This is a genomic window from Streptomyces sp. NPDC001709, from assembly GCF_053596375.1.
This window is the reverse complement of sequence record NZ_JBSFGB010000031.1, coordinates 40,607-64,876: the sequence shown is the minus strand read 5'-3', so window position 1 is coordinate 64,876 and position 24,270 is coordinate 40,607. Positions and strand designations below refer to the sequence as shown.

The 24,270-nt window shown below is 72.1% G+C and carries 22 protein-coding genes; 19 read left to right on the top strand and 3 right to left on the bottom strand.

The window, feature by feature from the left end; all coding sequences use genetic code 11:
- The first annotated feature begins 264 nt into the window (after positions 1-264).
- The 18 genes from ACWC0C_RS35100 to ACWC0C_RS35015 all read left to right on the top strand — a co-directional run bounded on the left by ACWC0C_RS35100 (position 265) and on the right by ACWC0C_RS35015 (position 19,578).
- The gene (locus ACWC0C_RS35100) at positions 265-804 is read left to right on the top strand and encodes a DUF2617 family protein (protein ID WP_449199470.1); all 540 of its coding nucleotides are present in this window, start codon (positions 265-267) and stop codon (positions 802-804) included.
- A gap of 79 nt (positions 805-883) precedes the next feature.
- Positions 884-2,521, top strand: a complete 1,638-nt coding sequence (locus tag ACWC0C_RS35095) for a polyamine aminopropyltransferase (protein WP_450868238.1) — start codon at positions 884-886, stop codon at positions 2,519-2,521.
- 101 nt (positions 2,522-2,622) lie between these two features.
- The gene (locus ACWC0C_RS35090; protein ID WP_450868236.1) at positions 2,623-3,408 is read left to right on the top strand and encodes an SRPBCC domain-containing protein; all 786 of its coding nucleotides are present in this window, start codon (positions 2,623-2,625) and stop codon (positions 3,406-3,408) included.
- 42 nt (positions 3,409-3,450) lie between these two features.
- The gene (locus ACWC0C_RS35085; RefSeq protein ID WP_450868234.1) at positions 3,451-4,257 is read left to right on the top strand and encodes an aldose epimerase family protein; all 807 of its coding nucleotides are present in this window, start codon (positions 3,451-3,453) and stop codon (positions 4,255-4,257) included.
- A gap of 10 nt (positions 4,258-4,267) precedes the next feature.
- On the top strand, positions 4,268-4,816 hold the full coding sequence (gene pyrE, locus ACWC0C_RS35080) for an orotate phosphoribosyltransferase (protein WP_449199466.1): 549 nt from the start codon (positions 4,268-4,270) through the stop codon (positions 4,814-4,816).
- A 144-nt stretch (positions 4,817-4,960) separates the two neighbouring features.
- Entirely contained in the window at positions 4,961-5,983 is a 1,023-nt protein-coding gene (gene fbaA / locus ACWC0C_RS35075) for a class II fructose-bisphosphate aldolase (RefSeq protein ID WP_449199465.1), read from the top strand.
- Between the two features lie 69 nt (positions 5,984-6,052).
- The gene (locus ACWC0C_RS35070; RefSeq protein WP_450868232.1) at positions 6,053-7,507 is read left to right on the top strand and encodes an MFS transporter; all 1,455 of its coding nucleotides are present in this window, start codon (positions 6,053-6,055) and stop codon (positions 7,505-7,507) included.
- A gap of 82 nt (positions 7,508-7,589) precedes the next feature.
- Complete coding sequence (locus ACWC0C_RS35065; RefSeq protein ID WP_449199463.1) at positions 7,590-8,003, top strand: DUF3151 domain-containing protein; 414 nt, start codon at positions 7,590-7,592, stop codon at positions 8,001-8,003.
- A gap of 165 nt (positions 8,004-8,168) precedes the next feature.
- Positions 8,169-9,017 (top strand): tryptophan 2,3-dioxygenase family protein, encoded by an 849-nt coding sequence (locus ACWC0C_RS35060; protein WP_449199462.1) that lies wholly within the window; start codon positions 8,169-8,171, stop codon positions 9,015-9,017.
- On the top strand, positions 9,010-10,194 hold the full coding sequence (kynU, locus tag ACWC0C_RS35055; protein ID WP_450868230.1) for a kynureninase: 1,185 nt from the start codon (positions 9,010-9,012) through the stop codon (positions 10,192-10,194). The genes ACWC0C_RS35060 and kynU overlap by 8 nt, the downstream gene beginning before the upstream one ends.
- A gap of 187 nt (positions 10,195-10,381) precedes the next feature.
- Positions 10,382-11,278, top strand: coding sequence for an alpha/beta hydrolase (locus tag ACWC0C_RS35050; protein ID WP_450868228.1), 897 nt, complete (start codon positions 10,382-10,384; stop codon positions 11,276-11,278).
- A gap of 382 nt (positions 11,279-11,660) precedes the next feature.
- Positions 11,661-12,683: an alpha/beta hydrolase gene (locus ACWC0C_RS35045; protein ID WP_450868296.1), complete on the top strand. Its 1,023-nt coding sequence runs from the start codon at positions 11,661-11,663 to the stop codon at positions 12,681-12,683.
- Positions 12,676-13,950, top strand: coding sequence for an acyltransferase family protein (locus tag ACWC0C_RS35040; RefSeq protein WP_450868227.1), 1,275 nt, complete (start codon positions 12,676-12,678; stop codon positions 13,948-13,950). Before ACWC0C_RS35045 ends, ACWC0C_RS35040 begins: the two co-directional genes overlap by 8 nt.
- A gap of 10 nt (positions 13,951-13,960) precedes the next feature.
- Positions 13,961-15,454 carry a sensor histidine kinase gene (locus ACWC0C_RS35035; RefSeq protein WP_450868226.1) on the top strand — a complete coding sequence of 498 codons (1,494 nt, stop codon included), beginning with the start codon at positions 13,961-13,963 and terminating at the stop codon, positions 15,452-15,454.
- A complete protein-coding gene (locus ACWC0C_RS35030; protein WP_449199457.1) occupies positions 15,451-16,131 on the top strand; it encodes a response regulator in 681 nt (226 codons plus the stop codon). Before ACWC0C_RS35035 ends, ACWC0C_RS35030 begins: the two co-directional genes overlap by 4 nt.
- A gap of 111 nt (positions 16,132-16,242) precedes the next feature.
- On the top strand, positions 16,243-17,592 hold the full coding sequence (locus ACWC0C_RS35025) for a sensor histidine kinase (RefSeq protein ID WP_450868225.1): 1,350 nt from the start codon (positions 16,243-16,245) through the stop codon (positions 17,590-17,592).
- Entirely contained in the window at positions 17,589-18,257 is a 669-nt protein-coding gene (locus tag ACWC0C_RS35020) for a response regulator (protein ID WP_449199455.1), read from the top strand. The genes ACWC0C_RS35025 and ACWC0C_RS35020 overlap by 4 nt, the downstream gene beginning before the upstream one ends.
- A gap of 97 nt (positions 18,258-18,354) precedes the next feature.
- Complete coding sequence (locus tag ACWC0C_RS35015) at positions 18,355-19,578, top strand: cytochrome P450 (RefSeq protein ID WP_450868223.1); 1,224 nt, start codon at positions 18,355-18,357, stop codon at positions 19,576-19,578.
- Positions 19,579-19,597: 19 nt separating this feature from the next.
- Here ACWC0C_RS35015 and ACWC0C_RS35010 read toward each other — a convergent pair whose 3' ends face one another.
- Together ACWC0C_RS35010 and ACWC0C_RS35005 are read right to left on the bottom strand one after the other, a co-directional pair.
- Positions 19,598-21,169, bottom strand: a complete 1,572-nt coding sequence (locus ACWC0C_RS35010) for an ABC transporter permease (protein ID WP_450868221.1) — start codon at positions 21,167-21,169, stop codon at positions 19,598-19,600.
- A complete protein-coding gene (locus ACWC0C_RS35005) occupies positions 21,166-22,068 on the bottom strand; it encodes an ABC transporter ATP-binding protein (RefSeq protein WP_450868219.1) in 903 nt (300 codons plus the stop codon). Before ACWC0C_RS35005 ends, ACWC0C_RS35010 begins: the two co-directional genes overlap by 4 nt.
- A 74-nt stretch (positions 22,069-22,142) precedes the next feature.
- Between ACWC0C_RS35005 and ACWC0C_RS35000 the strand changes: the two genes are divergently transcribed.
- Positions 22,143-22,673 (top strand): GbsR/MarR family transcriptional regulator, encoded by a 531-nt coding sequence (locus tag ACWC0C_RS35000; protein ID WP_450868217.1) that lies wholly within the window; start codon positions 22,143-22,145, stop codon positions 22,671-22,673.
- A 6-nt stretch (positions 22,674-22,679) separates the two neighbouring features.
- Here the strand turns inward: ACWC0C_RS35000 and ACWC0C_RS34995 are convergent, their stop codons facing one another.
- A complete protein-coding gene (locus ACWC0C_RS34995; protein WP_450868215.1) occupies positions 22,680-24,191 on the bottom strand; it encodes an APC family permease in 1,512 nt (503 codons plus the stop codon).
- Between the last annotated feature and the right edge of the window lie 79 nt (positions 24,192-24,270).

The window sequence follows — 24,270 nt, the reverse complement described above, 5'->3', positions numbered from 1 at the left end:
CCGGGCCGAGACGGCCGGCGGGCGCTCGCCGTTTGTATCCCGCGCCCCGCGTACGCCATGGTTGAACAATTGAGCAGTGAAGCCCTCTGAGGGATGGAAACCCCACGAAGTTGGGTAAAAACGCTGTGGGGGCGCCTCTGTTCATGATTCCCTCTAAACCGCCAACGCAGCCCCTCGGATGTCCCTGAGACTCCCCACCCGGCCGAGCCGGCTGGGCTGACATGGCCGATCTCCCCCTCATCGCGTGCTATGCGGAGCCGATCCATGCTCACGACCCTGAACACCTCCTACACCGATACACGCGCTGCCGACCTAGCCTGGGCCCTGGGGCGCGAGCCGCTGCCGGCCCTGGCCACCCTCGATCTGGAACTCACCGGGGCGAAGCTCCAGTTGAGACTGCTCGGCGCGTCCCACCAGGTGCTGCTGGACGAGGAGCGCGGCAGGTGTTCGGAGACGGTCGCCTGCATCCCCGGCTCCAGCACCCCGCTGCCGCTCGGCGTGGCCAAGCGGGTCGGCGACTGGGAGTACGAGTTCGCCGCGCGCGTCGAGGTGCTCACACCCGGCTCGTTCGCGGGCCGCGCCCAGGAGTTGCTGGCTCTCGTCTCCGACCACCCGCACGGCCTCGCCGGTGTCTTCCCGGGCAGTCCGCACGCCTTCACCGCGATGCTGGCCCAGCGCCACGAGGGCCAGGTGCACTGGCGCACCTGGCACGCCTACCCGCAGGACGGGCAGTTGGTGGCCACCCGGACGAGGGTCGGGGTGCGGATGCCGGCCCCCACGGTCGGAAGCTGTGATGCGGCATAAACGCACGGGTCGTCAACTGCCTCCAGATCCACACGTGTGGGTGACGAAGCGTACCGAGCGTGTGACGTAACGTCGCAGAGTGATCGAACCGCACGCCCCCGCCTCCGCGGGCGCCCCGCCCTCCTGGACAGGCCCCGCCCGGCTGCCCGTCCGGCCCGGCACCGGGCGGTTCCTGGTCCTCGTGTGTGTCTTCGTCTGCGCGGCCTGCGGACTCGTCTACGAACTCGAACTCGTCGCGTTCGCCTCGTACTTGATGGGCGACTCGGTCACCCAGGCCTCCGTCGTGCTGTCCGTGATGGTGTTCGCGATGGGTATCGGCTCCCTCGGCGCCAAGCGGCTGCGCTGGCACGCGGCCGCCGGCTTCGGCGCGATCGAGACCGCCCTCGCGCTGATCGGCGGGTGCAGCGCCATGGCGCTGTACGCCGTGTTCGCCTGGACCGGCGGCTGGGGCGGGATCTGGGCCGAGGGCCCGCGCTGCCTCCTCGTCGCCTTCTCCCTCGCCATCGGCCTGCTCATCGGCGCCGAAGTCCCCCTGCTGATGGAGCTGATCCAGCGCATCCGCCACCAGGACGCGGGCGGCGCGGTGGCCGACCTGTTCGCGGCGGACTACGTCGGCGCACTGGTCGGCGGCCTCGCCTTCCCCTTCCTCCTCCTCCCGTTCCTCGGCCAGTTGACGGGCGCCCTGCTCACCGGCACGGTCAACGTCGTCGCCGGCGGCGCCCTGGTGCTGGGCCTCTTCCGCCGCGACCTGTCCCGCCGGGCCCGCTGGACGCTGCTCCTCGTCGGCCTCACCGTCCTCGGCGTCCTCGCCTCCGCCGCGGCCCTCGCCGACGAGTTCGAACGCGCCGCCCGGCACGCCGTCTACGGCAAGGACGTCCGGGTCGCCGAACAGACCGGCGTCCAGGAGGTCGTCCTCACCGGCGGCACCCACGGCAAACCCCTCGACCTCTTCCTGGACGGCCGGCTCCGCGTCGGCGGCCGCGACGAACGCCGCTATCACGAGGCCCTCGTCCACCCCGCGCTGTCCGGTGCACCGCACGCGCGCGTGCTGATCCTCGGCGGCGGCGACGGCCTGGCCGCCCGCGAGGTGCTGCGCCGGCCCGGGGTGCGCCGCCTCGACATCGTCGAACTCGACCCCGGCCTGGTCCGTCTGGCCCGCCACGACCCCGGCCTCGCCGCCGTCAACGGCCACGCCTACGACGACCCCCGCGTCCACAGCACCACGGCCGACGCGCTCGGCTGGCTGCGCGGGGCACCCGCCTCGTCGTACGACGTGGTGATCGCGGACCTCCCCGATCCCTGTATCACCGCCAGCACCAAGCTGTACTCCCAGGAGTTCTACGGCCTGGCCCGCCGGGTGCTCGCCCCCGGCGGCCGGCTGATCGTCCACGCCGGGTCCGTCACCGCCCGCCCCCGCGTCTTCTGGACGGTCGCCGCGACCCTCCGCGCCGCCGGCTTCGCCGCCTCCCCCTACCGGGTCCTCGGCCACGACTCCGGCTTCCCGGCCGGCCCCGACCGCTCGGCAGGCGCGTCCGGTGCCCCGCACGACTGGGGATTCCTGCTGGCGTCCCCGAGCCGCACTCCGCCACCCCTGCGGCTGGGCGCCGGCCGGCTGCGCACGCTGACACAGGCGGACCTGACGGCGGACGCACGGGCGGCGCAGCGGACCCGGATCGAGGGGCTGCCGGCGTCGACGCTGGTGGACCCGCGGTACTGAAGCGGTGCCGATGATGGTGCCGACGGCGGTACCGACGACGGTGCTGACGTGCCGGTCGGGCGAGGGTACTTTCCGGTCACACCTGGGTAGGCTCACCGGACATGGAGCACCAGGTCTTCGTCCCGGTCCTGCCCTCCCCGCTCAGGGCCGCCCTCGCCGACCCCGCGCGCGTCGCCCGTGCGGTCCCCGGTCTGCAACAGGACGCCGGTGCCGAACCCGTCGCCGGACGCCTGAAGCTGCGCGTGGGCGGACACTCCGTCACCTACCGGGGCACGGCACGAGTGGCCGCCCTCGAGGACGGCACGTACACCATCGAGGCCGACGCCACGGAAGCCCGCGGCACCGGCGCCGTGAAGCTCGCCCTCACCCTGCGCCTCGCGGCCACCGAGGGCGGTACGACGGTCACGGTCGAGGGCACGGCGGACGCGGACGGCCGCATCGCGGAACTGCCGGCGGACGCGGTGAGCGCGGCGGCGACGCGCCTGCTGAACCGCTTCGTGGAGAACCTGGCGGCAGTGGAGGAGCCCGCGGCAACCCCGGAGGGGAAGCAGCCGGAGCAGGAGCAGCAGCCTGAGGCCGAGGCCGGGCACACGTCCGTCTTCGACACGGAGGTCCCGCCGCCGTCCCTGGACCCCGCGGCCGACCGCCTCTCCGGGAACTTCGCCGACACCGGCGAGCCCCCCGCCGAGGCCGCGCACGCGCGCCGCACGATGATCGGCCGCAGCGCGGAGGAGGTCGACCACGCGCCGCCACGGGGGCGCTACGCGCCCGTCCCGGCACCCCAGACGGTCACGGCGACATCGGCGCTGCGCTGGGCGGCACCGGCGGCGGCACTGGTCGTGGCGTCGGCGATCGTCGTCAGCAGGGCACTGCGCAAACGCCGCTGAGGCAGCCGGAGTCCCGGCCCGTCCCCCCAGTAGTGTCATCCCGTGAGTAACGAAGACATCACGCTGACCGCAGGCGAAGCGGAAGCACGGGTCAGCCCCGCGGGCGGCGGCCGTATCAGCGGCCTCAAGGTCGGCCCCCTGGAACTGCTGAGGCAAGGGCACCGCTACGGCTGCTTCCCGATGGTGCCCTGGTGCGGCCGCACCAGGGACGGCCGCTTCCTGGACGGCGGCACCGTCCGCCAGCTGCCGCTCAACTCCCCGCCCCACGCCATCCACGGCACCGTCCGCGACGGCGCCTGGCGCACCGCGCGCGTCGCGGAGAACGAGGCGGTGATCACGTACGACCTGGTCGACCCCTGGCCGCACCCCGGCCGCGTCACCCAGGTCGTCACGCTCACCGAGGACAGCCTGACCCTGACGATGTCGGTGGAGGCGCGGGACGACTCCTTCCCGGCGCAGATCGGCTGGCACCCGTGGTTCAACCGGACCCTCGCGGGCGAGGACGGTGCGGTCGGCGAGGGCGTCACGCTCGACTTCAAGCCCGCCTGGCAGGAGGAGCGCGGGGACGACCACCTGCCCACCGGCAACCGGATCGCCCCCGAGCCCGGCCCCTGGGACGACTGCTTCGGCATGCCCGGCGGCGTCGACGTCACCCTCACCTGGCCCGGACAGCTGGAGCTGAAGGTGACCAGCCGGGAGGAGTGGGTGGTCGTCTACGACGAGCAGGCCGAGGCCGTGTGCGTGGAGCCGCAGACCGGCCCGCCCAACGGCCTGAACACCCTCCCGCGCCTGGTCACTCCGCTGGAACCGCTGGAGGCGACGACGACCTGGAGCTGGCGGCGCCCTTAAGCTGGTCGGCATGACGGACGTACGCGGCGCGCTGCTGCAGCAGATCAAGGACAAGGCCGTGGTGCACGGCAAGGTGACCCTGTCCTCGGGCAAGGAAGCCGACTACTACATCGACCTTCGCCGGATCACGCTGGACGGCGAGGCCGCGCCGCTGGTCGGTCAGGTCATGCTCGACCTGACCGCCGAGCTGGACTACGAGGCCGTCGGCGGCCTCACCCTGGGCGCCGACCCGGTGGCCACGGCGATGCTGCACGCCTCGGCCGCGCGCGGGAAGGTCCTCGACGCGTTCGTCGTCCGCAAGCAGGGCAAGGCGCACGGCCTGCAGCGCCGTATCGAGGGCGCCGAGGTCAAGGGCCGCCGGGTGCTGGCCGTCGAGGACACCTCCACCACCGGCGGCTCCGTGCTGACGGCCGTGGAGGCGCTGCGCGAGGCCGGCGCGGAGGTCGTCGCCGTCGCCACGATCGTGGACCGGGCCACGGGCGCGGCCGAGGCGATCGCCGAGCAGGCCGGGGTGCCGTACGTCTTCGCCTTCTCGAAGGATGAACTGGGTCTGGACTGACGCGCGGGATTGACCTGGACTTGACCGGCGCATGGACCATCGGTCCATGTCTGGAAAGATGGGGCCGACGACGACGTCACCCCCCTCAGGTCTAGGTCAGGGCCGTAACGCAGAACCTCAACCCGCAACACAAGGAGCGGACAGATGCCCATCGCAACCCCCGAGGTCTACAACGAGATGCTCGACCGGGCGAAGGCAGGCAAGTTCGCCTACCCGGCCATCAACGTCACCTCGAGCCAGACCCTGAACGCGGCGCTGCGCGGCTTCGCGGAGGCGGAGAGCGACGGCATCGTCCAGATCTCGACCGGCGGTGCCGAGTTCCTCGGCGGCCAGTACAGCAAGGACATGGTCACCGGCGCGGTCGCCCTCGCCGAGTACGCCCACATCCTCGCCGAGAAGTACCCGGTCAACATCGCGCTGCACACCGACCACTGCCCGAAGGACAAGCTCGACGGGTACGTACGTCCGCTGATCGCGGTCTCCGAGGAGCGCGTGAAGGCCGGCCGGAACCCGCTGTTCCAGTCCCACATGTGGGACGGCTCCGCCGAGACCCTCGCCGACAACCTCGCCATCGCCCAGGAGCTGCTGGAGCGCACCCGCGCCGCCAAGATCATCCTTGAGGTCGAGATCACCCCGACCGGCGGCGAGGAGGACGGCGTCTCCCACGAGATCAACGACTCCCTCTACACGACGGTCGAGGACGCGATCCGTACGGCGGAGGCCCTGGGCCTGGGTGAGAAGGGCCGCTACCTGCTGGCCGCCTCCTTCGGCAACGTCCACGGCGTGTACAAGCCGGGCAACGTCGTGCTCCGTCCCGACCTGCTGAAGGAGCTGAACGACGGCGTGGCCGCCAAGTTCGGCAAGCAGTCCCCCTTCGACTTCGTGTTCCACGGCGGCTCCGGCTCCACCGAGCAGGAGATCCTGACCGCGCTGGAGAACGGCGTCGTGAAGATGAACCTCGACACGGACACCCAGTACGCGTTCACCCGTCCGGTCGCCGCCCACATGTTCCAGAACTACGACGGCGTCCTGAAGGTCGACGGCGAGGTCGGCAACAAGAAGGCCTACGACCCGCGCACCTGGGGCAAGCTGGCCGAGGCGAGCATGGCCGCGCGCGTCGTCGAGGCCACGCAGAACCTGCGCTCGGCGGGCAACAAGATCAAGTAAGCGGTACGTCCGTTTCGCGGCGGGCCCGGCGGCTGTTCTCGGTCGCCGGGCCGCTGTATACCTGGGGACGTGCCCGATGTCCGGCTGGCCTCGCCCCAGGGCAAGTGGATGCTGCTCACGACGGTCCTCGGCTCCAGCATGGCGCTGCTGGACTCGACCGTCGTCAACGTGGCGCTCCCGCGCATCGGCCGCGACCTGGGGGCGAGCCTCGCGGCGCTGCAGTGGACGGTCAACGCGTACATGGTCACGCTGGCCGGTCTGATCCTGCTGGGCGGCTCGCTGGGGGACCACTACGGCCGCCGGAAGATCTTCGTGCTGGGCGTGGTGTGGTTCGCGGTGGCGTCGTTGCTGTGCGGCCTGGCGCCGAACCCACCGGTACTGATCGCCGCGCGGGCCCTGCAAGGCATCGGCGGCGCGCTGCTGACCCCCGGCTCACTGGCGATCATCCAGTCGTCCTTCCACCCCGACGACCGCAGCAAAGCCGTCGGCCTCTGGTCCGGCTTCGGCGGGATCGGCGCGGCGGTCGGCCCGTTCCTGGGCGGCTGGCTGGTAGCCGGCCCCGGCTGGCGCTGGGTGTTCCTGCTGAACGTCCCGCTGGCCCTGCTGTGCGTGCCGGTGGCGCTGCGGCACGTGCCGGAATCCGCCGACCGCGGCAGCCGGGGTCGCTTCGACGTGCTGGGTGCCGCCCTCGGCGCCCTGGCCCTGGCCCTGCTGACGTACGCGCTGATCGAGGCGAGGGCGGGTTCCCTGGCGGTGACGCTGACCGGGGTGGCCGGTGTGGTGGCGGCGGTGGCCTTCGTGTACGTGGAGCGGCACCGCCCGCACCCGATGCTCCCGCCGGACATCTTCGCCTCGCGCCAGTTCACGGCGGTCAACCTGGTCACCCTGTGCGTGTACGCGGCGTTCAGCGGCTTCTTCTTCCTCACCGCGCTGCAACTGCAGGTGGTCGCGGGCTACTCGCCGCTTGCGGCCGGTACGGCCCTGCTCCCGACGACGGCCCTGATGCTGCTCTTCTCCGCCCGCTCGGGCGCCCTGGCCGACCGCACGGGCCCGCGCCTGCCCCTGACGGTCGGCCCACTGCTCTGCGCGGCGGCGATGCTGCTCATGCTGCGGGTGGGCAAGGACGCCGACTATCTCACCGACGTGCTTCCGGCCCTGCTGGTCATGGGCGCGGGCATGGTGACGCTCGTAGCCCCTCTGACGGCGACGGTGCTCGCCTCGGTCGACACCGCACGGGCCGGCCTGGCCAGCGGCATCAACAACGCGGCGGCGCGGGCGGCGGGCCTGGTCGCGGTCGCGGCGCTGCCCCTGCTCGCGGGGATGGGGCCGGAGGCGTACCGGGTCCCGTCGGCCTTCGACGCGGCGTTCCGGCGGGCGATGCCGATCTGCTCGGGGGTGCTGGTGGCCGGTTCGCTGCTGGCCTTCGCCCTGGTCCGCCGCCCGGCCCCCGGCTGCCGCCACCCGGAGTGCCACGTGCACGGCTGCGTGACGGCTCCGCCGCTGGAGGGGGAGCGAAGGGGGTAGTCGGCGTCCGGGTTCGGGGCGGGTGAGCGGGGGCAGGGCACCAGGCAGGAAACCAGTGAACGGGGCAGGCAGACTGGACCCCATGACAATCCACGAAAACCTCCTCGGCGGTCCACCCCCCACCCACCTCCCCGACGACCCCGAGCCCCGTGAACAGCTCGCGGCCGGCACCGCCCCCGCGGACGTCGCCGCCAAGTACCCCACCTCCTCCCTCGCCTGGGCCCAGCTGGCCGACGAGGCGTTCGAGCGCGGCGCGGTCGTGGAGTCGTACGCCTACGCCCGTACGGGCTACCACCGCGGCCTCGACGCCCTGCGCCGCAGCGGCTGGAAGGGCCACGGCCCGGTCCCCTGGGAGCACGAGCCGAACCGCGGCTTCCTGCGCGCCCTGCACGGCCTCGCCCGCGCCGCACAGGCGATCGGCGAGCAGGAGGAGTACGAGCGCTGCACCCAGTTCCTGAAGGACTCCTCCCCGACGGCGGCCCAGACACTCGGCTAGCCGACCGGTCGGCCGGCTGCCGGCCGTCACGGTGTGGCCCGTCTGGCAACAGGCGGGCCTTGCCGTATCCGGGGTCCATTGCGGAGGATGCCGATGGGGACCGGGGCCCCCGTGCCGGAATCGGCAGGGGCGGACCGCTACCCGGAGCAATAACAGGAGACAGCGATGTCCCAACAGGCTCAGCAGTCCTTGGAGACTCAGGAGCCCGAGACTCCGCATCTCGACTTCGCGGGCACGACGCCGTACGAGGACTACGTCAAGGCGGACGTGCTCACCCACCTCCAGCACACCCTCTCCGACGATCCCGGAGAGATGGTCTTCCTGGTCACGACCCAGGTCATGGAGCTGTGGTTCACCGTCATCGTCCATGAGTGGGAGACCGCGGCGGCCGCTCTACGCAGCGACGACGTACCGACCGCGATCGCCGCGCTGAAGCGTTCCGTGCGGGAACTGGAGGCCCTCAACGCCTCCTGGAAGCCCCTCGGCCAGCTGACCCCCGCGCAGTTCAACTCCTACCGCAGTGCCCTCGGCGAGGGCTCCGGCTTCCAGTCGGCGATGTACCGCCGCATGGAGTTCCTGCTCGGCGAGAAGTCCGCGTCCATGCTCGTACCGCACCGCGGCGCCCCCCGCGTCCACGCGGAACTGGAGAAGGCGCTGCACGAGCCGAGCCTGTACGACGAGGTGCTGCGGCTGCTGGCCCACCGGGGCCACCACGTCCCGGACTCCGTCCTCCACCGGGACGTGTCCCAGCGCTACGAGCCCTCCGGCGTGGTCGAACAGGCCTGGGCGGAGATCTACTCCGGCGACGGGGACACCGAGCTCGCCCGTCTGGGCGAGGCGTTGACCGACGTGGCCGAACTGGTCTGGCGCTGGCGCAACGACCACCTGGTCGCCACCCGTCGCGCGATGGGCGCCAAGCCCGGCACGGGCGGCTCGGCCGGCGTGGCCTGGCTGGAGAAGCGCGCCCGCAAGAACGTGTTCCCGGAGCTGTGGACGGCGAGGTCCCATGTCTGAACTGGCGCTGCAGGCAGAGAAGCTGGACGCGGCGGACGAGCTCGCCCCGCTGCGTTCCCGGTTCGTCCTCGATGACGTGGTCTACCTGGACGGCAACTCGCTCGGCGCGCTCCCCGCGAACGTGCCCGACCGCGTGGCCGACGTGGTCCGCCGCCAGTGGGGCGAACTGCGCATCCGCTCCTGGGACGAGAGCGGCTGGTGGACCGCGCCCGAGCGGATCGGCGACCGCATCGCCCCGCTGGTCGGCGCGGCGGCCGGGCAGATCGTCGTGGGCGACTCCACAAGTGTCAATGTCTTCAAGGCACTGGTGGCGGCGGTACGGATGGCGGGCGAGGACCGCACCGAGATCCTCGTCGACGCCACCACCTTCCCCACGGACGGCTACATCGCCGAGTCCGCGGCCCGGCTGACCGGCCGCACCCTGCGCGCGCTGACCCCGTCCGAGGTCCCCGCGGCCCTGAGCGGCCGCACGGCGGCGGTGCTGCTGAACCACGTCGACTACCGCACCGGCCGCCGGCACGACCTGCCGTCCCTCACGTCGGCGATCCACGCCGCCGGCGCCCTCGCGGTCTGGGACCTGTGCCACAGCGCGGGCGCGCTGGAGGTGGGCCTGGACGAGCACGGGGTCGACCTGGCGGTCGGCTGCACCTACAAGTACCTGAACGGCGGCCCGGGTTCACCGGCGTACCTGTACGTCCGTAAGGAGCTCCAGCCCCGCTTCGACTCCCCGCTGCCCGGCTGGAACTCGCACACCGACCCCTTCGGCATGAGCACGTCCTACACCCCCGCACCGGGCGCCCTGCGCGGCCGCGTGGGCACCCCGGACATCCTCTCCATGCTGGCCCTGGAGGCGGCCCTGGACGTCTGGGACGACGTGTCCGTCCCCGCCGTCCGCGCCAAGTCCCTCGCGCTGACGGACTTCTTCCTGCGCTGCGTAGGGGAGTACACCGAGCCGGGGAGTGTCGAGTGCGTGACCCCGGAACGCCACGAGGAACGCGGCAGCCAGGTCGCCCTGCGCTGCCCGGACGCCGGCGAGGTGATGAAGCGCCTGATCAGCCGGGGTGTCGTCGGAGACTTCCGGCACCCCGACATCCTCCGCTTCGGCTTCACCCCGCTGTACGTCACCTTCGGCGAGACCGAGCGAGCGGCCCGGATCCTGGGGGAGGAGCTGGCGTAAGGGGGAGGCCTGGGAGAGGCACTCTCTCCCAGGCCATTCCCTACAGAACCGTTTATCCTCACCCTCCGTCACATCCCCATGTCCCCCCACGTCACCGGCCTGATACCGTCCCGCCAACGGCGAACGCGAATTCCCCCACCTGGTCCGCCGGAACGCCAAACAGGTTCCATCGCTGAGAGGTTGGAGCATGCCGGACGACGCCGCCGCAGCCCGCGCCGCCGCCGAAGAGGAGTCGGCCTTCTCACACCCCCCGGTCGACCCCGATGTCACCTCCGCGTACGGCAGCCATCCCGACCAGGTGATCGACTTCTACGCCCCCCGGGACACCCTTGACTCCCCCGCCCCCCTGGTGGTGGTCCTGCACGGCGGCGCCTGGCGCGCCCGCTACGACCGCCGCCACATCACACCCTTCGCGGACTACCTGGCCCGCAGAGGCTTCGCGGTGGCCAACGTCGAGTACCGGCGCGGCGGCGATCCCCTGATCCCCGGGCAGCACGCGCGCGACGGCGAAACCACCCCTCCGGCCGGCCGCTGGCCCGACACCTTCGACGACATCGCGGCGGCTCTGGACGCGCTGCCCGCGCTCGTCCGCGAGGCCCTCCCGCAGGCCGACCCGCGCCGCATGGTCCTCACCGGCCACTCGGCAGGCGGCCACCTGGCACTGTGGGCGGCGGCCCGCCATGTCCTCCCCCCGGACACCCCCTGGCGCACCGGCAGCCCGGCCCCCCTGCGCGGTGTCGTGGCCCTCGCCCCGATCGCGGACTTCGAGGTGGCGGAGAAGCTGGACGTGTGCGGCAACGCGAGCCTGCAACTCCTCGGCGGCCCGGACTCCTTCGCCGAGCGCCGCCCCTACGCCGACCCCGTCCTGCTCCTCCCGACGGGCATCGCGACGACGCTCGTCCAGGGGCGCACGGACCTGGTGGTGCCGCACACGGTGGCCGAGTCGTACGCGGACGCGGCGGCGAAGGCGGGGGAGGTGGTGGGCCTGACGCTGCTGGAGGACGTGGGCCACTTCCCGCTGATCGACCCTGCTGCGGACGCGTGCGCGGTGGTGGCGGAGGAGATCGCCCAACTGGCCTGGTGACGAAGGGATGACGGAAGAGATGACGAAGGCGTCCCCGTAATACCTGTAATACCTGAGAGCTACCCCGCAAGACAGCTCCCTGGCGGGACGCCGACGACACGCCCCGATCCATAACTTCCTTGTCAGAAAAGCCCGATGGCCGGGCCATCTGAAAGGAAGCCCGACCATGGGGCAACACACCCACGACACCACTCCTCTACCCACGGCCTCGCAGCCGCCGACGGCTCCGGATTCCCGGCCCACGGCCTCGCAGCCGCCGATGGCGAGTGCGCCCCACGAGGGCCACCCGCACTCGACGACGAAAGGGTCACGGGTGGCGCGGGTGGGAACCCAAACCCGGCCGCAGGCCGGGTGCCCCCCAACGCACCCGCACCCGCACCCGATCCCGCCGACGGAGAAGCCGCCCCCCACCCCGCCAAAGGCACCCCGCACCCGCACCGGAAAATGGCGCCGCACCCTCCTCGCCACCCTCCTCACCGCAGCCCTCACCACCCCCCTCTCCGCCGCGACCACCCGCCCCCAGATCCCGGCCCCCGCCCCCGCCAACCTCCCCCCGATCACGGCGACACCCCTCCGGACAACCCTCCAGAAGACCTACGCCGCCAACCGAGCCAACGCCACCCGCGCCGCCCACATGGCAGCCGCGCACGGCGACACCCACCGCGCCGCCGCCGACCGCACCCTGGCCGCCCCCACCCGCCACCTCCTCACCTTCGACGGCCGAGGCGCAGGCCAGGCCACGGAGGTCCTCGGCGACCTCGCCCACGCCGACCACATAGCGGTCCTGGTCCCCGGTTCGGACACCTCCCTGGACACCTACGCCCGCTTCCACAAGGCGGCCGCGGCCCTGTACGCAGAGGTCGCCCACCGCGCCCCCCGAGGCACCCACACCGCGGTCATCGCCTGGCTCGGCTACGAGACACCGGCCACCGTCAGCACCACGGTGACCACGACGACCCGCGCCGACGAAGCGGCTCCCGACCTGCGTGCTTTCGCACGCGATCTGCGCGCCGCGACCCCGCCCCGGACGCACATCTCACTGCTCTGCCACTCCTACGGCTCGGTCGTGTGCGGCCGAGCCGCCCCCGGCCTGGACGCCGACGACATCGCCCTCGTCGGCAGCCCCGGCACCGGCGCGGACTCCGTCAAGGCACTGCACACCAATGCCCGGATCTGGGCGGCCCGCGGCAGCGACGACTGGGTGCGGCACGTCCCGCACGTCAGCGTCGACCTCTTCGGCACCACCGTCGGCTTCGGCACGGACCCGGTCTCGCGCTCCTTCGGCGCGCGGGTCTTCGACGCGGCCGCCGCCGACCACAGCGGCTACTTCACCCCGGGCTCGGCCTCCCTCGCCAACCTGGCCCGCATCACCCTCGGCGACACCCCGGAGGTGCCCCGTGCCTGACCCCACCACAAGCACCCCCCGAACCACCCCCCACGGCACCACCACCCCCTCCACGCCCCCGCAGCCGCCAAAGGCATCCGCATCCGCCCTGCACGCCCTACGCCAAGCCGCCCACCACCTGGACACCGCGACCCCCTCAACCCGGGACCGAGCCGTGGACGCCCTGCGCGCCTTCGCGATCCTCGGCGTCGTACTGGGCCACTGGCTGGTCACAGCACTGGTGTCCAAAGACGGCGGCCTGCACACGACCAGCCCCCTGCAGCACCTGCCCTGGCTGGCCCCGATCTCCTGGCTGTTCCAGACCCTGGCCGTGTTCTTCCTGGTCGGCGGCCATGTGGCGACCCGGAGCCTCGCCACGGCCCGCGGCCGGGGCGAGACCTACGGCTCCTGGCTGCGCGCCCGCCTGACCCGACTCCTGCGCCCGGCGGCCGCACTCCTCTGCTTCTGGGTGGTGGCTGCCACGGTCCTCCTCCTCACCGGCACCCCGCTCGCCACGATCGAGGCGCTGCTCAAACTGGCCGTGTCCCCCCTGTGGTTCCTCCTGGTCTTCGCCGGCCTGACGGCCGCCACCCCGCTCCTCACCCGCCTCAACCCCCTCTGGCCCCTGGCCGTCGTCCTGCACGTGGACGTCCTCCGCTTCGGTCTGCACCTCGGCCCGTCCTGGCTCGGCTGGCTGAACGTGGCGGCGGGCTGGCTGGTCCCGTACACCCTGGGAGCCGCCTGGACGCGGGGCGAGCTGGACAGCCGCCGCGCGGCCCGGGTCCTGTTCCTGGGCGGTACGGCGGCCACGGCCGTGCTCATAGCCTGCGCCGGATACCCGGCGTCCATGGTCGGCGTCCCCGGCGCGACGATCTCCAACCTCAATCCCCCGACCCTGGCGGCCGTCACCTTCGGCCTGGCCCAGTGCGGCCTGGCCCTGATGCTCCGCGACCGCCTGCGCCGTGCGATGGCCCGCCCGCTGCTCTGGGCGGCGGTGGCCCTCGTCAACCTCTCCGCGATGACGATCTACCTCTGGCACCAGACGGCGATGATGGCCACGACGGCCACGGGCCTCCTGGCCGGCCGGCTGCCCGGCCTGCACACCTCACCCGACTCCCTGACCTGGGTGGCGTACCGCCTGGCCTGGCTGCCCGTCTTCGCCCTGGCCCTGGCCCTGTTCCGGACGGCCTTCCGCCACCACGAACAGGGCCCCCGCCGCCCCCGAAACCGCAGGTCCCACGTGGTCCGCCGCCACCTGCCCGCAGCAAAGACGACCCGCAATGCCTAATGTTGACCTCGTGAAGCCCCCGGCCGCCGACGGCGAGAACGACCGACAGCAGCCACCCGCACCCCACCACGCACCCGCCGCGGACAGCGCACCCTCCCCCAGGACCACCCGCCGCCGCCTCCGTACCTGGCTCGGCGAGAACCCCTCCCCCCAGTCGCCCCCCTTCGCCCGGCACCGCTGGCTCCGCCTGCTCACTTACCTGCTCGTCGCCTACACCGCCCTGGGCATCGGCCTCGGCGGCGGGGAACAGCTGGCCGGGGAGTACGGATTCACCCTCGCCATCGGCCTGCTCCTCGGCCTCGTCCAGGGCGCCGCCGTCGTCCTGGCGATCTGGCGCCCCGCGCCCGCCTGGGCGCTGTCGCTCGCCGATGCCGCTCTCATCGCCCTCCTCGCCCGTCCGGCCCTGGAGACGAGCGTGTCCGGCGACACCAACTGGCCCTGGCCGCCCGCCGCGCTGCTGGCTCACATGCTGGTGCTGCTGCTCCTGGCCCTCCGTACCCGTCTGCGCGGCACGCTCGGCGCACTGGGTGCGAGCGCCCTGGTGACGTATGTGCTGCAGGGCGTGATCGGCGCCCGGAGCTACTCGCCCACCGGCGTGATGGCCATCGCCCTGTTCGCCGTCGCGGTCGTCATCGGCACCGCCCTGCGCAGCCGCAGCGAGGCGCGTACGCAGCTGGCCCGGCAGACGACGATCACCGCGGAGGAGCGGGCCCGCCGCGCCCTGCTGGAGGAGCGCAGCCGTATCGCCCGTGAGCTGCACGACGTGGTCGCCCACCACATGTCGGTGATCTCCATCCAGGCCCAGGTCGCCCCCCACCTGGTGGAGAACCCCTCCGAGGAACTGCAGGAGAACCTCGCCGGCATCCGCAACAACGCCCTGGAGGCCCTGACCGAGCTGCGCCGCGTCCTCGGTGTGCTGCGTTCGGAGGGCCCGGACGAGCCCGGGGGCGCCGACGACACCCACCGGCTCTCCGCGCCCGGCACCGGCCCGGCCCCCGACGCCCCGCAGCCGAACCTCGCCCGGCTGGACGCCCTGATCGAGAACACCCGGGCGGCCGGTGTGGAGGTCGCCATGACGACGGAGGGCGAGCCGCGCGGCTATCCGCCCGGCGTGGAGCTGTCGGCGTACCGGATCGTCCAGGAGGCCCTGAGCAACGTCCTGCGGCACGCCCCGGGCGCGAAGGTCACCGTGGAGGTCTCCCACCAACGCAACGGCATATGCCTGGACATAACCAACTCCCGCCCCAGCCGCCCGGCCCCGCCGTCCCCGGGCAGCGGTCACGGTCTGCTCGGCATGCGGGAGCGCGCGGCGATGCTGGGCGGACATGTCAGCGCGGAGGGGGAGCGGGAGGGCGGCTTCCGGGTGACGGCGTTCCTCCCGCGCGACGGCACCCCGGCGCCGGCCGACCCCGGCCCGCCCGACGCGTTCGGGCACCGGCCGCCATCCGACTCCACCCCAGACCCGTACCGCCCCGAGCCCCCGACAGGAGATCAGGACCCATGACGAGCGGCGCCGGCCCCATCCGCGTACTCATCGTCGACGACCAGCAGATGGTCCGGCAGGGTTTCAGCGTGCTGCTCGGCACCCAGCCCGGTATCGAGGTGGTCGGGCAGGCGGTGGACGGTCTGGACGCGATCGCGCAGACCGCCGAGCTGTCCCCGGACGTGGTGCTGATGGACATCCGGATGCCCGAACTCGGCGGCATCGAGGCGACCCGCCTGATCACCGCCGAGCATCCGGCCATCAGAGTGCTGGTGCTGACCACGTTCGACCTGGACGAGTACGTGTACGAGGCGCTGCGGGCCGGGGCCTCCGGCTTCCTGCTCAAGGACGCCTCCGCGGAGAAGCTGGCCGAGGCGGTACGGGTCGTGGCCGCGGGCGACGCCCTGCTCGCGCCCGGCATCACCCGCCGCCTCATCGCCGAGTTCTCCCGCCTGGACGGCAGCCGCCGCGCCCCGCTCAAGAAGCGCGTCGGCGACCTCACCGAACGGGAGACGGAGGTGCTGGCGCTGATCGCGCAGGGCCTGTCGAACGCGGAGATCGCCGAGCGGCTGGTCGTGGCCGAGCAGACGGTGAAGACACATGTGGGCCGGATCCTGGTGAAGCTGGGCCTGCGCGACCGTACCCAGGCGGCGGTCTTCGCCTACGAGTCCGGACTGGTACGCCCCGGCGGGCGCTGACCCCTCGGTGGCCCGCCCTCGCCGGACGACCCGTAGTACCTGAGAGGGACTCCCAAGAACCCCTCTCCATGGTGACGACCAGGACCCCGCCGCCCGCCTACCGTTTCGTACGTGACCCAGACGACGCACACGCAGACGACCCCGCCGGGCCCGGCCGGCCGGCCGCGCAGCCCGGAGTTCCGGCTTGCCGCGGACGCCCTGCGCGGCCTGTGGCAGGACCTGTTCCACGACGCCTTCGCCTACCGCCCGCTGCCGCCCATGCCCGAGGCCGGCCCGCTCGCCCGCAGGCTGCCGGGCCGCCTGAAGGAGTACGGGATCTGGGCCCCGCACGCGACGGTGGCGGCCGCGGGCGGGCTCGCGGCGCTCGTCGGCCTGGCGGACAACGAGTCGGGGCTGAGCGCCCTGCTCCGCGCGGTGCTGGCGCTGGTCCCGGTGCTGCTGACCCTGGCGCGTCCGGCAGGGGCGTTCTGGCTGTCGCTCGCGGCGACCACGGCCGCGGCGATCACCAGCGGCGACTGGGACAGCTGGCCGTGGCTGCCCAGCAGCTTCATCTCCCACCTGGTGGTGCTCACGGTCGTGGCGATCCGCACCCGCCCGCGCACGGCGGCCTGGATGTGGGCGCTGACCGCGATATACGGCTTCTGGGCCGACTGGGCCTTCGGCTGGGGGCATTACCAGACCGATGTGCCGCAGATGCTGGTCCTCTCCGCGTTCATCCTGCTGGCCGTCACGGTCCGGCACGTTCGCCGCCAGGCCCAGCAGGAGGTGACCGCCCAGCAGACGGTCACCGCGCACGAGCGCTCCCGCCGCACCCTCCTGGAGGAGCGCACGACGATCGCCCGCGAGCTGCACGACGTGGTCGCCCACCACATGTCGGTGGTCGCCATCCAGGCGGAGGCCGCGCCCTACCGGGTGGAGAACCCGCCGGAGGAGCTGGCGAAGGCGTTCGCCACCATCCGGGAGAACGCGGTGGCGGCCCTGACCGAACTCCGCCGCGTCCTCGGCGTGGTCCGCGCCGAGGACTACGAGGCCCCGGACGCCCCCCAGCCGACCCTGGCCGACCTGGACGGCCTGCTCTCCAACGTCCACGAAGCGGGCCTCACGGTGGAGAAGGCGGTGACCGGAGCGGTTCGCGAACTGCCGCAGGGCGTGGAGCTGTCGGCGTACCGAATAGTCCAGGAGGCACTCAGCAACACCCTGCGGCACGCACCGGGAGCGAGCGCCCGCGTGGAGATCGGCTATGTCCTCGGCGGTCTCGGCCTGCGCATAGTCAACACCCCGCCGCCCGCCCCCCACCTCGTCAAGCCCTCACCGGGCGCCGGGCACGGCATCACGGGCATGCGGGAGCGCGTGACGATGCTGAACGGCGAGATGACGGCGGGCCCGTCGCCCGACGGGGGTTATGAGGTGACGGTATTCCTGCCGGTGCCGGCGGCCACCGTGAACGAAGGGGACGCATGACCATCCGCGTACTGATCGCGGACGACCAGATGATGGTCCGCGAAGGCTTCTCGGTCCTGCTGAACGCGATGCCGGACATCGAGGTGGTCGGCGAGGCCGTCAACGGAAGGGAGGCGGTGGGCCGGGTCCGTGAACTCGCCCCGGACGTCGTCCTGATGGACATCCGCATGCCCGAGCTGAACGGCATCGAGGCGACCCGGGAGATCGTGGCGGCGGACGCGGCGGCGAAGGTGCTGGTCCTGACGACCTTCGACCTGGACGAGTATGTGTACCAGGCCCTGCGAGCGGGAGCCTCCGGCTTCCTCCTCAAGGACGCCTCGGCACGCCAACTGGCGGACGGCGTAAGGGTGGTGGCCGCAGGCGAGGCCCTCCTCGCCCCTTCGGTCACCAAACGCCTGATCACGGAGTTCTCCCGCCTCTCGGAGCCCCCACGCCTGATCCCGTCGGCGTCCCAGGCGGCCTACGGCGAACTCACGGAACGCGAGACGGAGGTCCTGGTCCTGATCGCCCAGGGCCTGTCCAACGCGGAGATCGCCGAGCGGCTGGTCGTGGCAGAGTCGACGATCAAGACCCATGTGAGCCGCATCCTGGTCAAACTGGGCCTCAGAGACCGCACCCAGGCAGCGGTGTTCGCCTACGAGGCAAGATTGGTGACACCGGGCTGACGGAAGGCACAGGCTCGACGGGGACGACGTGGTCGGCACACCCACGTCAGGGGTGACACCCTGGTCAGGCGTCGGGTCGGCGCGTTAGCGTCGCCGCATGGCAGGCTTCCGCGACCTCGGTTTCGATCCCTGGGACCCGGCTTTCGTCGCCGACCCGTACCCGGCCTATGCCGAGCTGCGCGCACGCGGCCGGGTGATCCGGTACGAGCCGACCGACCAGTGGCTGGTGCCGCGGCACGCGGATGTCGCGGCGCTGCTCCGTGACCGCCGCCTCGGCCGCACCTACCAGCACCGGTTCACGCACGAGGAGTTCGGACGGACGCCACCCCCGCCGGAGCACGAGCCGTTCCACATCCTCAACGATCACGGGATGCTGGACCTGGAGCCGCCGGACCACCCCCGGATCCGGCGCCTGGTGTCGAAGGCGTTCACACCGCGCACGGTGGAGCGGCTGCAGCCGTATGTGCGGGCACTGGCGGACGAACTGGTGGCCGGGCTGGTCCACAACGGCGGCGGTGATCTGCTGACGGACGTCGCCGAGCCGTTGCCGGTCGCGGTGATCGCCGAGATGCTCGGCATCCCGGAGGGGGACCGGGGGCAGCTTCGCCCCTGGTCGGCGGACATCTGCGGGATGTATGAGCTGAACCCGTCCGAGGAGACGGCGGCGAAGGCGGTCCGGGCCTCGATGGAGTTCTCGGAGTATCTGCGGGAACTGATCGCCGCCCGCCGCAAGGAGCCCGGCGAGGATCTCGTCTCCGGTCTGATCGCGGCGCACGACGAGAACGACGACCGGCTGACCGAGCAGGAGATGATCTCGACGGCGGTCCTGCTGCTCAACGCGGGCCACGAGGCGACGGTGAACGCGACGGTCAACGGCTGGTGGGCGCTGTTCCGCAACCCCGCCCAGCTGGCGGCCCTGCGCGCCGACCACTCCCTGATCCCCTCCGCGATCGAGGAGCTGATGCGCTACGACACGCCGCTCCAGCTCTTCGAACGCTGGGTCCTGGACGACATCGAGATCGACGGCACGACGATTCCGAGGGGCTCGGAGATCGCCATGCTCTTCGGTTCCGCCAACCACGACCCCGAGGTCTTCGACCGCCCCGAGCGGCTGGACCTGACCCGCGGGGAGAACCCGCACATCTCCTTCAGCGCGGGCATCCACTACTGCATCGGTGCGCCCCTGGCCCGTATCGAGCTGGCAGCCTCGATGACGGCCCTCCTGCAGCGGGCCCCGACGCTGGCTCTCATGGCAGAGCCGCGGCGAAAGCCGAACTTCGTCATCAGGGGGTTGGAGGGGCTAAGCGTCGAGGTGCGGTGAGCTCCAGCCCCCGGCCCCCTCAGGCAGCCAGGTCCCTCCGCCGCAGCCCCGCAAGGCCGCCGGTCACCAGCACCACGGCCAGCCCCAGCAGGACCAGCACCGGCCCCCACTCCATCCCCCCGCCCGGCAGCTTGGGCAGATGACCGAACGGGGACAGGTCCAGTACCGCCCGGGGCACGTTCAGCGCGGGCCCGATCCAGCCGATCAGCAGGGCCGCGCCGGCCACGCCCCAGGCCGCCGTCGCCGCCCGCGGCAGGATGCCGAGCAGCAGGACGGCGATACCGCCGACCACCCACACCGCGGCGACCTGGAGCAGGCACGCGCCCAGTACCGGCCCGATCTGCCGGCCGTAGCCGACGGCGAAGCCCAGACCGGCCAGCAGCATGATCAGGGCCGCGCCGCCGAAGGAGATCAGCAGGTGGCCGCAGGCCCAGCGCAGTCGGCCCACGGCCGCCGCCAGCACCGGCTCGGCGCGGCCGGAGGTCTCCTCGCCGCTCAGCCGGAGCACCGAGGACACGACGTACAGGGCGGCGATCAGGCCGAGCATGCCGGTCATCGCGGCGAGGAAGGCGTCCGTCAGCCCCGGCTGGCCGCCCATCCGCTGGAAGATCTCCCGCGCCTTGGCGTTGTCGCCGACGAGCCGTGCCGCACCGTCCGTCATCCCGCCGTAGACGACCCCGGCGAGGAAGAAGCCGATCGACCAGCCGAGCACGCTGCCGCGCTGCAGCCGCCACGCCAGCGCGCCCGCCGTGCCGAGACGTCCGCCCGCCGGTCCCGGCCGGGTCGGCAGGAAGCTCATGCCGATGTCCCGCCGACCGGCCAACTCGTAGGCCGCGACAGCCTGCAGGGTGACGGCCGCCGCGAACAGCAGCAGCACCCACCAGCGTTCGGCGGCGTAGGGCCGTACGTTCTCCAGCCAGCCCAGCGGGGACAGCCAGGTCAGCGGCGACGAACCGCCGTCCTTCGCCGAGTCGCCCGCCGCGCGCAGGACGAACGCCGCACCCAGTACCGCCGCCGTCAGACCACGGGCCGGCCGGGCGCTCTCCGTCAGCTGGGCGGCGATCGCCGCCGTGGTGGCGAAGACCATGCCCACGCCCGCCACGCCCAGCCCGAAGGCCACGGCACCCGAGACGCCCTGGCCGGCCAGGCCCGCCACGATCAGCGCGCACAGGGCCGCGTTCGCCACCGCCGCCGCCAGCAGTGCCGCCGTGAGCGGGGCCCGGCGCCCCACCATCCCGGAGGACACCAGCTCCTGCCGCCCGCTCTCCTCCTCGTCCCGGGTGTGCCGTACGACGACGAGCAGGCTCATCACGGCGGCGAGCGCGCCCGCGTACACCCCGATCCGCCAGGCCGTCAGCGCGCCCAGGGAGTCGTCGAAGACCGGGCCGACCATGGCGCGCAGGGAGGTGTTGGTGGCCATCTGGTGCCGCAGATCGGCGCGCCCGGCAGCGGTGCCGTACAGGGTCTTCAGGGTGTTCGGCATGGAGAGGACCATCAGCGCGTTCACCGTGACCCAGAGTGGGATCAGCGTGCGGTCGCGGCGCAGGGCGAACCTCAGCAGGGTTCCCGTGCCCGCCAGTTGGGAGGTCATACGGCCACCTCGGCGTCGTCTTCCTGGTAGTGCCGCAGGAACAGCTCCTCCAGCGTCGGCGGCGTCGAGGTCAGCGAGCGCACCCCGGAGGCGGTCAACGAGCGCAGGACGGCGTCGAGGTGGTCGGTGTCCACCTGGAGCCGGACCCGGTGTCCCTGGACGTCGAGGTCGTGGACGCCGGGCAGGCGGGCCAGCCCGTTGGGCGGCCCGGCGAGTTCGGCGCTCACACTCGTGCGGGTCAGGTGCCGCAGGTCCGCCAGCGATCCGCTCTCCACGGTCCGCCCCCTGCGGATGATGCTGACCCGGTCGCAGAGCTCCTCGACCTCGCTCAGGATGTGCGACGACAGCAGGACCGTACGGCCGCGCTCGCGCTCCTCCTCGACGCAGGTCTGGAAGACCTCCTCCATCAGCGGATCCAGGCCCGACGTCGGCTCGTCCAGGATCAGCAGGTCCACGTCCGAGGCGAAGGCGGCGACCAGGGCGACCTTCTGCCGGTTGCCCTTGGAGTAGGTGCGGCCCTTCTTGGTCGGGTCCAGCTCGAAGCGGTCGATCAGCTCGGCGCGGCGCCGGGTGTCGAGCCCTCCGCGCAGCCGGCCGTAGAGGTCGATGACCTCGCCGCCGGAGAGATTGCGCCACAGGGTCACGTCACCGGGCACATAGGCGATCCGGCGGTGCACTTCCACCGCGTCCCGCCACGGGTCCCGGCCCAGCACCTGTGCGGCGCCCGCGTCGGCGCGCAGCAGCCCGAGCAGCACCCGGATCGTGGTCGACTTGCCGGCGCCGTTGGGGCCGAGGAATCCGTGCACCTCACCGGCCTCGACGTCCAGGTCGAGGCCGGTGAGCGCGTGCGTACGGCCGAAGGACTTGTGGAGTCCGGAGACCGTGATTGCCTTCGTCATGGCTCCGAACGTACGCTGCTTTCAGAAATTTGTGAAGTTAAGGAAGTACATGAACCCTCGGATAGGGTGAGGGCATGACGGAGTCGAGGGCGGAAACGCCGAGGACACAAACGCCGGGGACGGAAACGCCCGAGCGGGACCCCGAGTCGGTGTCACGGTTCGTGGAGCACTTCGCGGCGCAGCTGGTCGAGGCGGGGATGGCACGCATGCCCTCCCGCGTCTTCGCCGCCCTCCTCGCCTCCGACACCGGCACCCTGACCTCGGCCGAACTGGGCGAACAGCTGCGGATCAGCCCCGCCGCCGTCTCCGGCGCCGTGCGTTACCTCGCTCAGGTCCACATGGTGTCGCGGGAACGGGAGCCCGGTTCGCGCCGGGAGCGGTACCGGGTGCACAGCGACCAGTGGTACGAGGCGCTCACCAACCGCGAGGCGATCATCAAGCGCTGGGAGGACGCCCTGCGCGAGGGCGTCACCAGCCTCGGAGCCGGCACCCCCGCGGGGCGCCGGCTCGCCGAGACGCTGGAGTTCTTCGAGTTCATCGAGCGGGACGTGGCGGAGATGATGGAGCGCTGGCGGGTGTACCGGGAGCAGAAGTACGGGGGCTGAGCCCGCTCAGCGTTCCTTGGTCTCCTCCAGCACCGTCCGCCCCAGCAGCGCATACCGCTCAGGCGCCCGCCGCTTGAGGTACTGCGCGTAACCGATGCCCGTCCCCGCCACCAGCGCCACCACCCACGGCGTCGCCTTCAGCACGAGCGAGCCGGACTCCGGCCCGGCCGCCACGCCCATGTTGGACACCAGCAGCACGACGACGGCGAGCATCGCGACGCCTCCGACGAGCGGCGCGGTGAAGGTGCGGAACCAGTGGCGGCTCTCGGAGTGGTTCCGGCGGAAGTAGACGAGGACCGCGAAGGAGCAGACGGCCTGCACGATCAGGATCGCCATCGTGCCGAGGATGGCGAGCAGGACGTAGAGCGCGTTGTACGGGTCCTTGCCCGCGATCCAGAACGCGGCGATCAGTACGGCGCTCACGCCGGTCTGCACCAGGCCGGCGATGTGCGGGGAGCCGTGCCGGGCGTGGGTGCGGCCGATGGTGTTCTTCAGCGAGGGCAGCACGCCCTCCCGCCCGAGGGCGTACAGATAGCGGGCGGCGCAGTTGTGGAAGGCCATGCCGCAGGCCAGCGAGCCGGTGATCATCAGCCACTGCATGACGTCGACGGCCCAGTGGCCGACGTAGCGCTCGGTGGGGTTGAAGAACATCGCGAGCGGGTTGGCGGAGGAGGCGGCCTTCACGGCCTCGGCCTCGCCGTTGCCGGTGATGGCCATCCAGGACACGAAGACGTAGAAGACGCCGACGCCCAGGACGCTGATCATCGTGGCCTTGGGGATGATCCGCTTCGGGTCGCGGGACTCCTCGCCGTACATCGCGGTCGACTCGAAGCCGACCCAGGACCAGAAGGCGAAGAAGAGCCCGAGCCCGGCGGACGTGCCCTTGAAGGCGTTGACCGGGTTGACCGGCGCGAGGCTGAACCCGTGCGGCCCGCCCCCGTGGAACGCCACGGACACGGCCATGGCCGCCAGCACGGTCACCTCGGTGGCCAACAGCGCCACCAGCAGTTTCTCGGCGACGCTGACCCCGAACCAGGTGCCGGTCGCGTTGATCGCGAGCATCAGGATCGCGAAGGCCCACCAGGGCACGTGGAGCCCTGTCTGGTCCTTCAGCGTGGTCGTCGCGAAGGTGGAGAAGATGCCGATCAGGGCGGGCTCGAAGACGACGTACGCGAAGGTGGCGAGCAGCCCGGAGGCGAGACCGGCGGTCCGTCCGAGCCCGTAGGAAATAAACCCGTAGAAGGCGCCGGTCGACGTGATGTGCTTCGCCATCGACGTGAAACCCACGGAAAAGATTGCCAGGACGACCATTGCCACGAGATAGCTCGCAGGCGCCCCGATGCCATTGCCGGACGACACCATGAAGGGCACGTTGCCGGTCATCGCGGTGATCGGCGCGGCGGTCGCCACCGCCATGAACACCACGCCGAGCAGCCCTACGGCGTTGGGTTTCAGCCGGTGAACCGTTTCCTCTTCCATCGTGCCCGCCGCCGGGGCAACGCCCTCGTCCACTGCCATCGGGTGGCCCCTTCCGTGTCCGGTCCATGAGCCCTGGTGGGTCCTGATGAAGCAGGATGGTGGACGGGGGAGGGGTGCG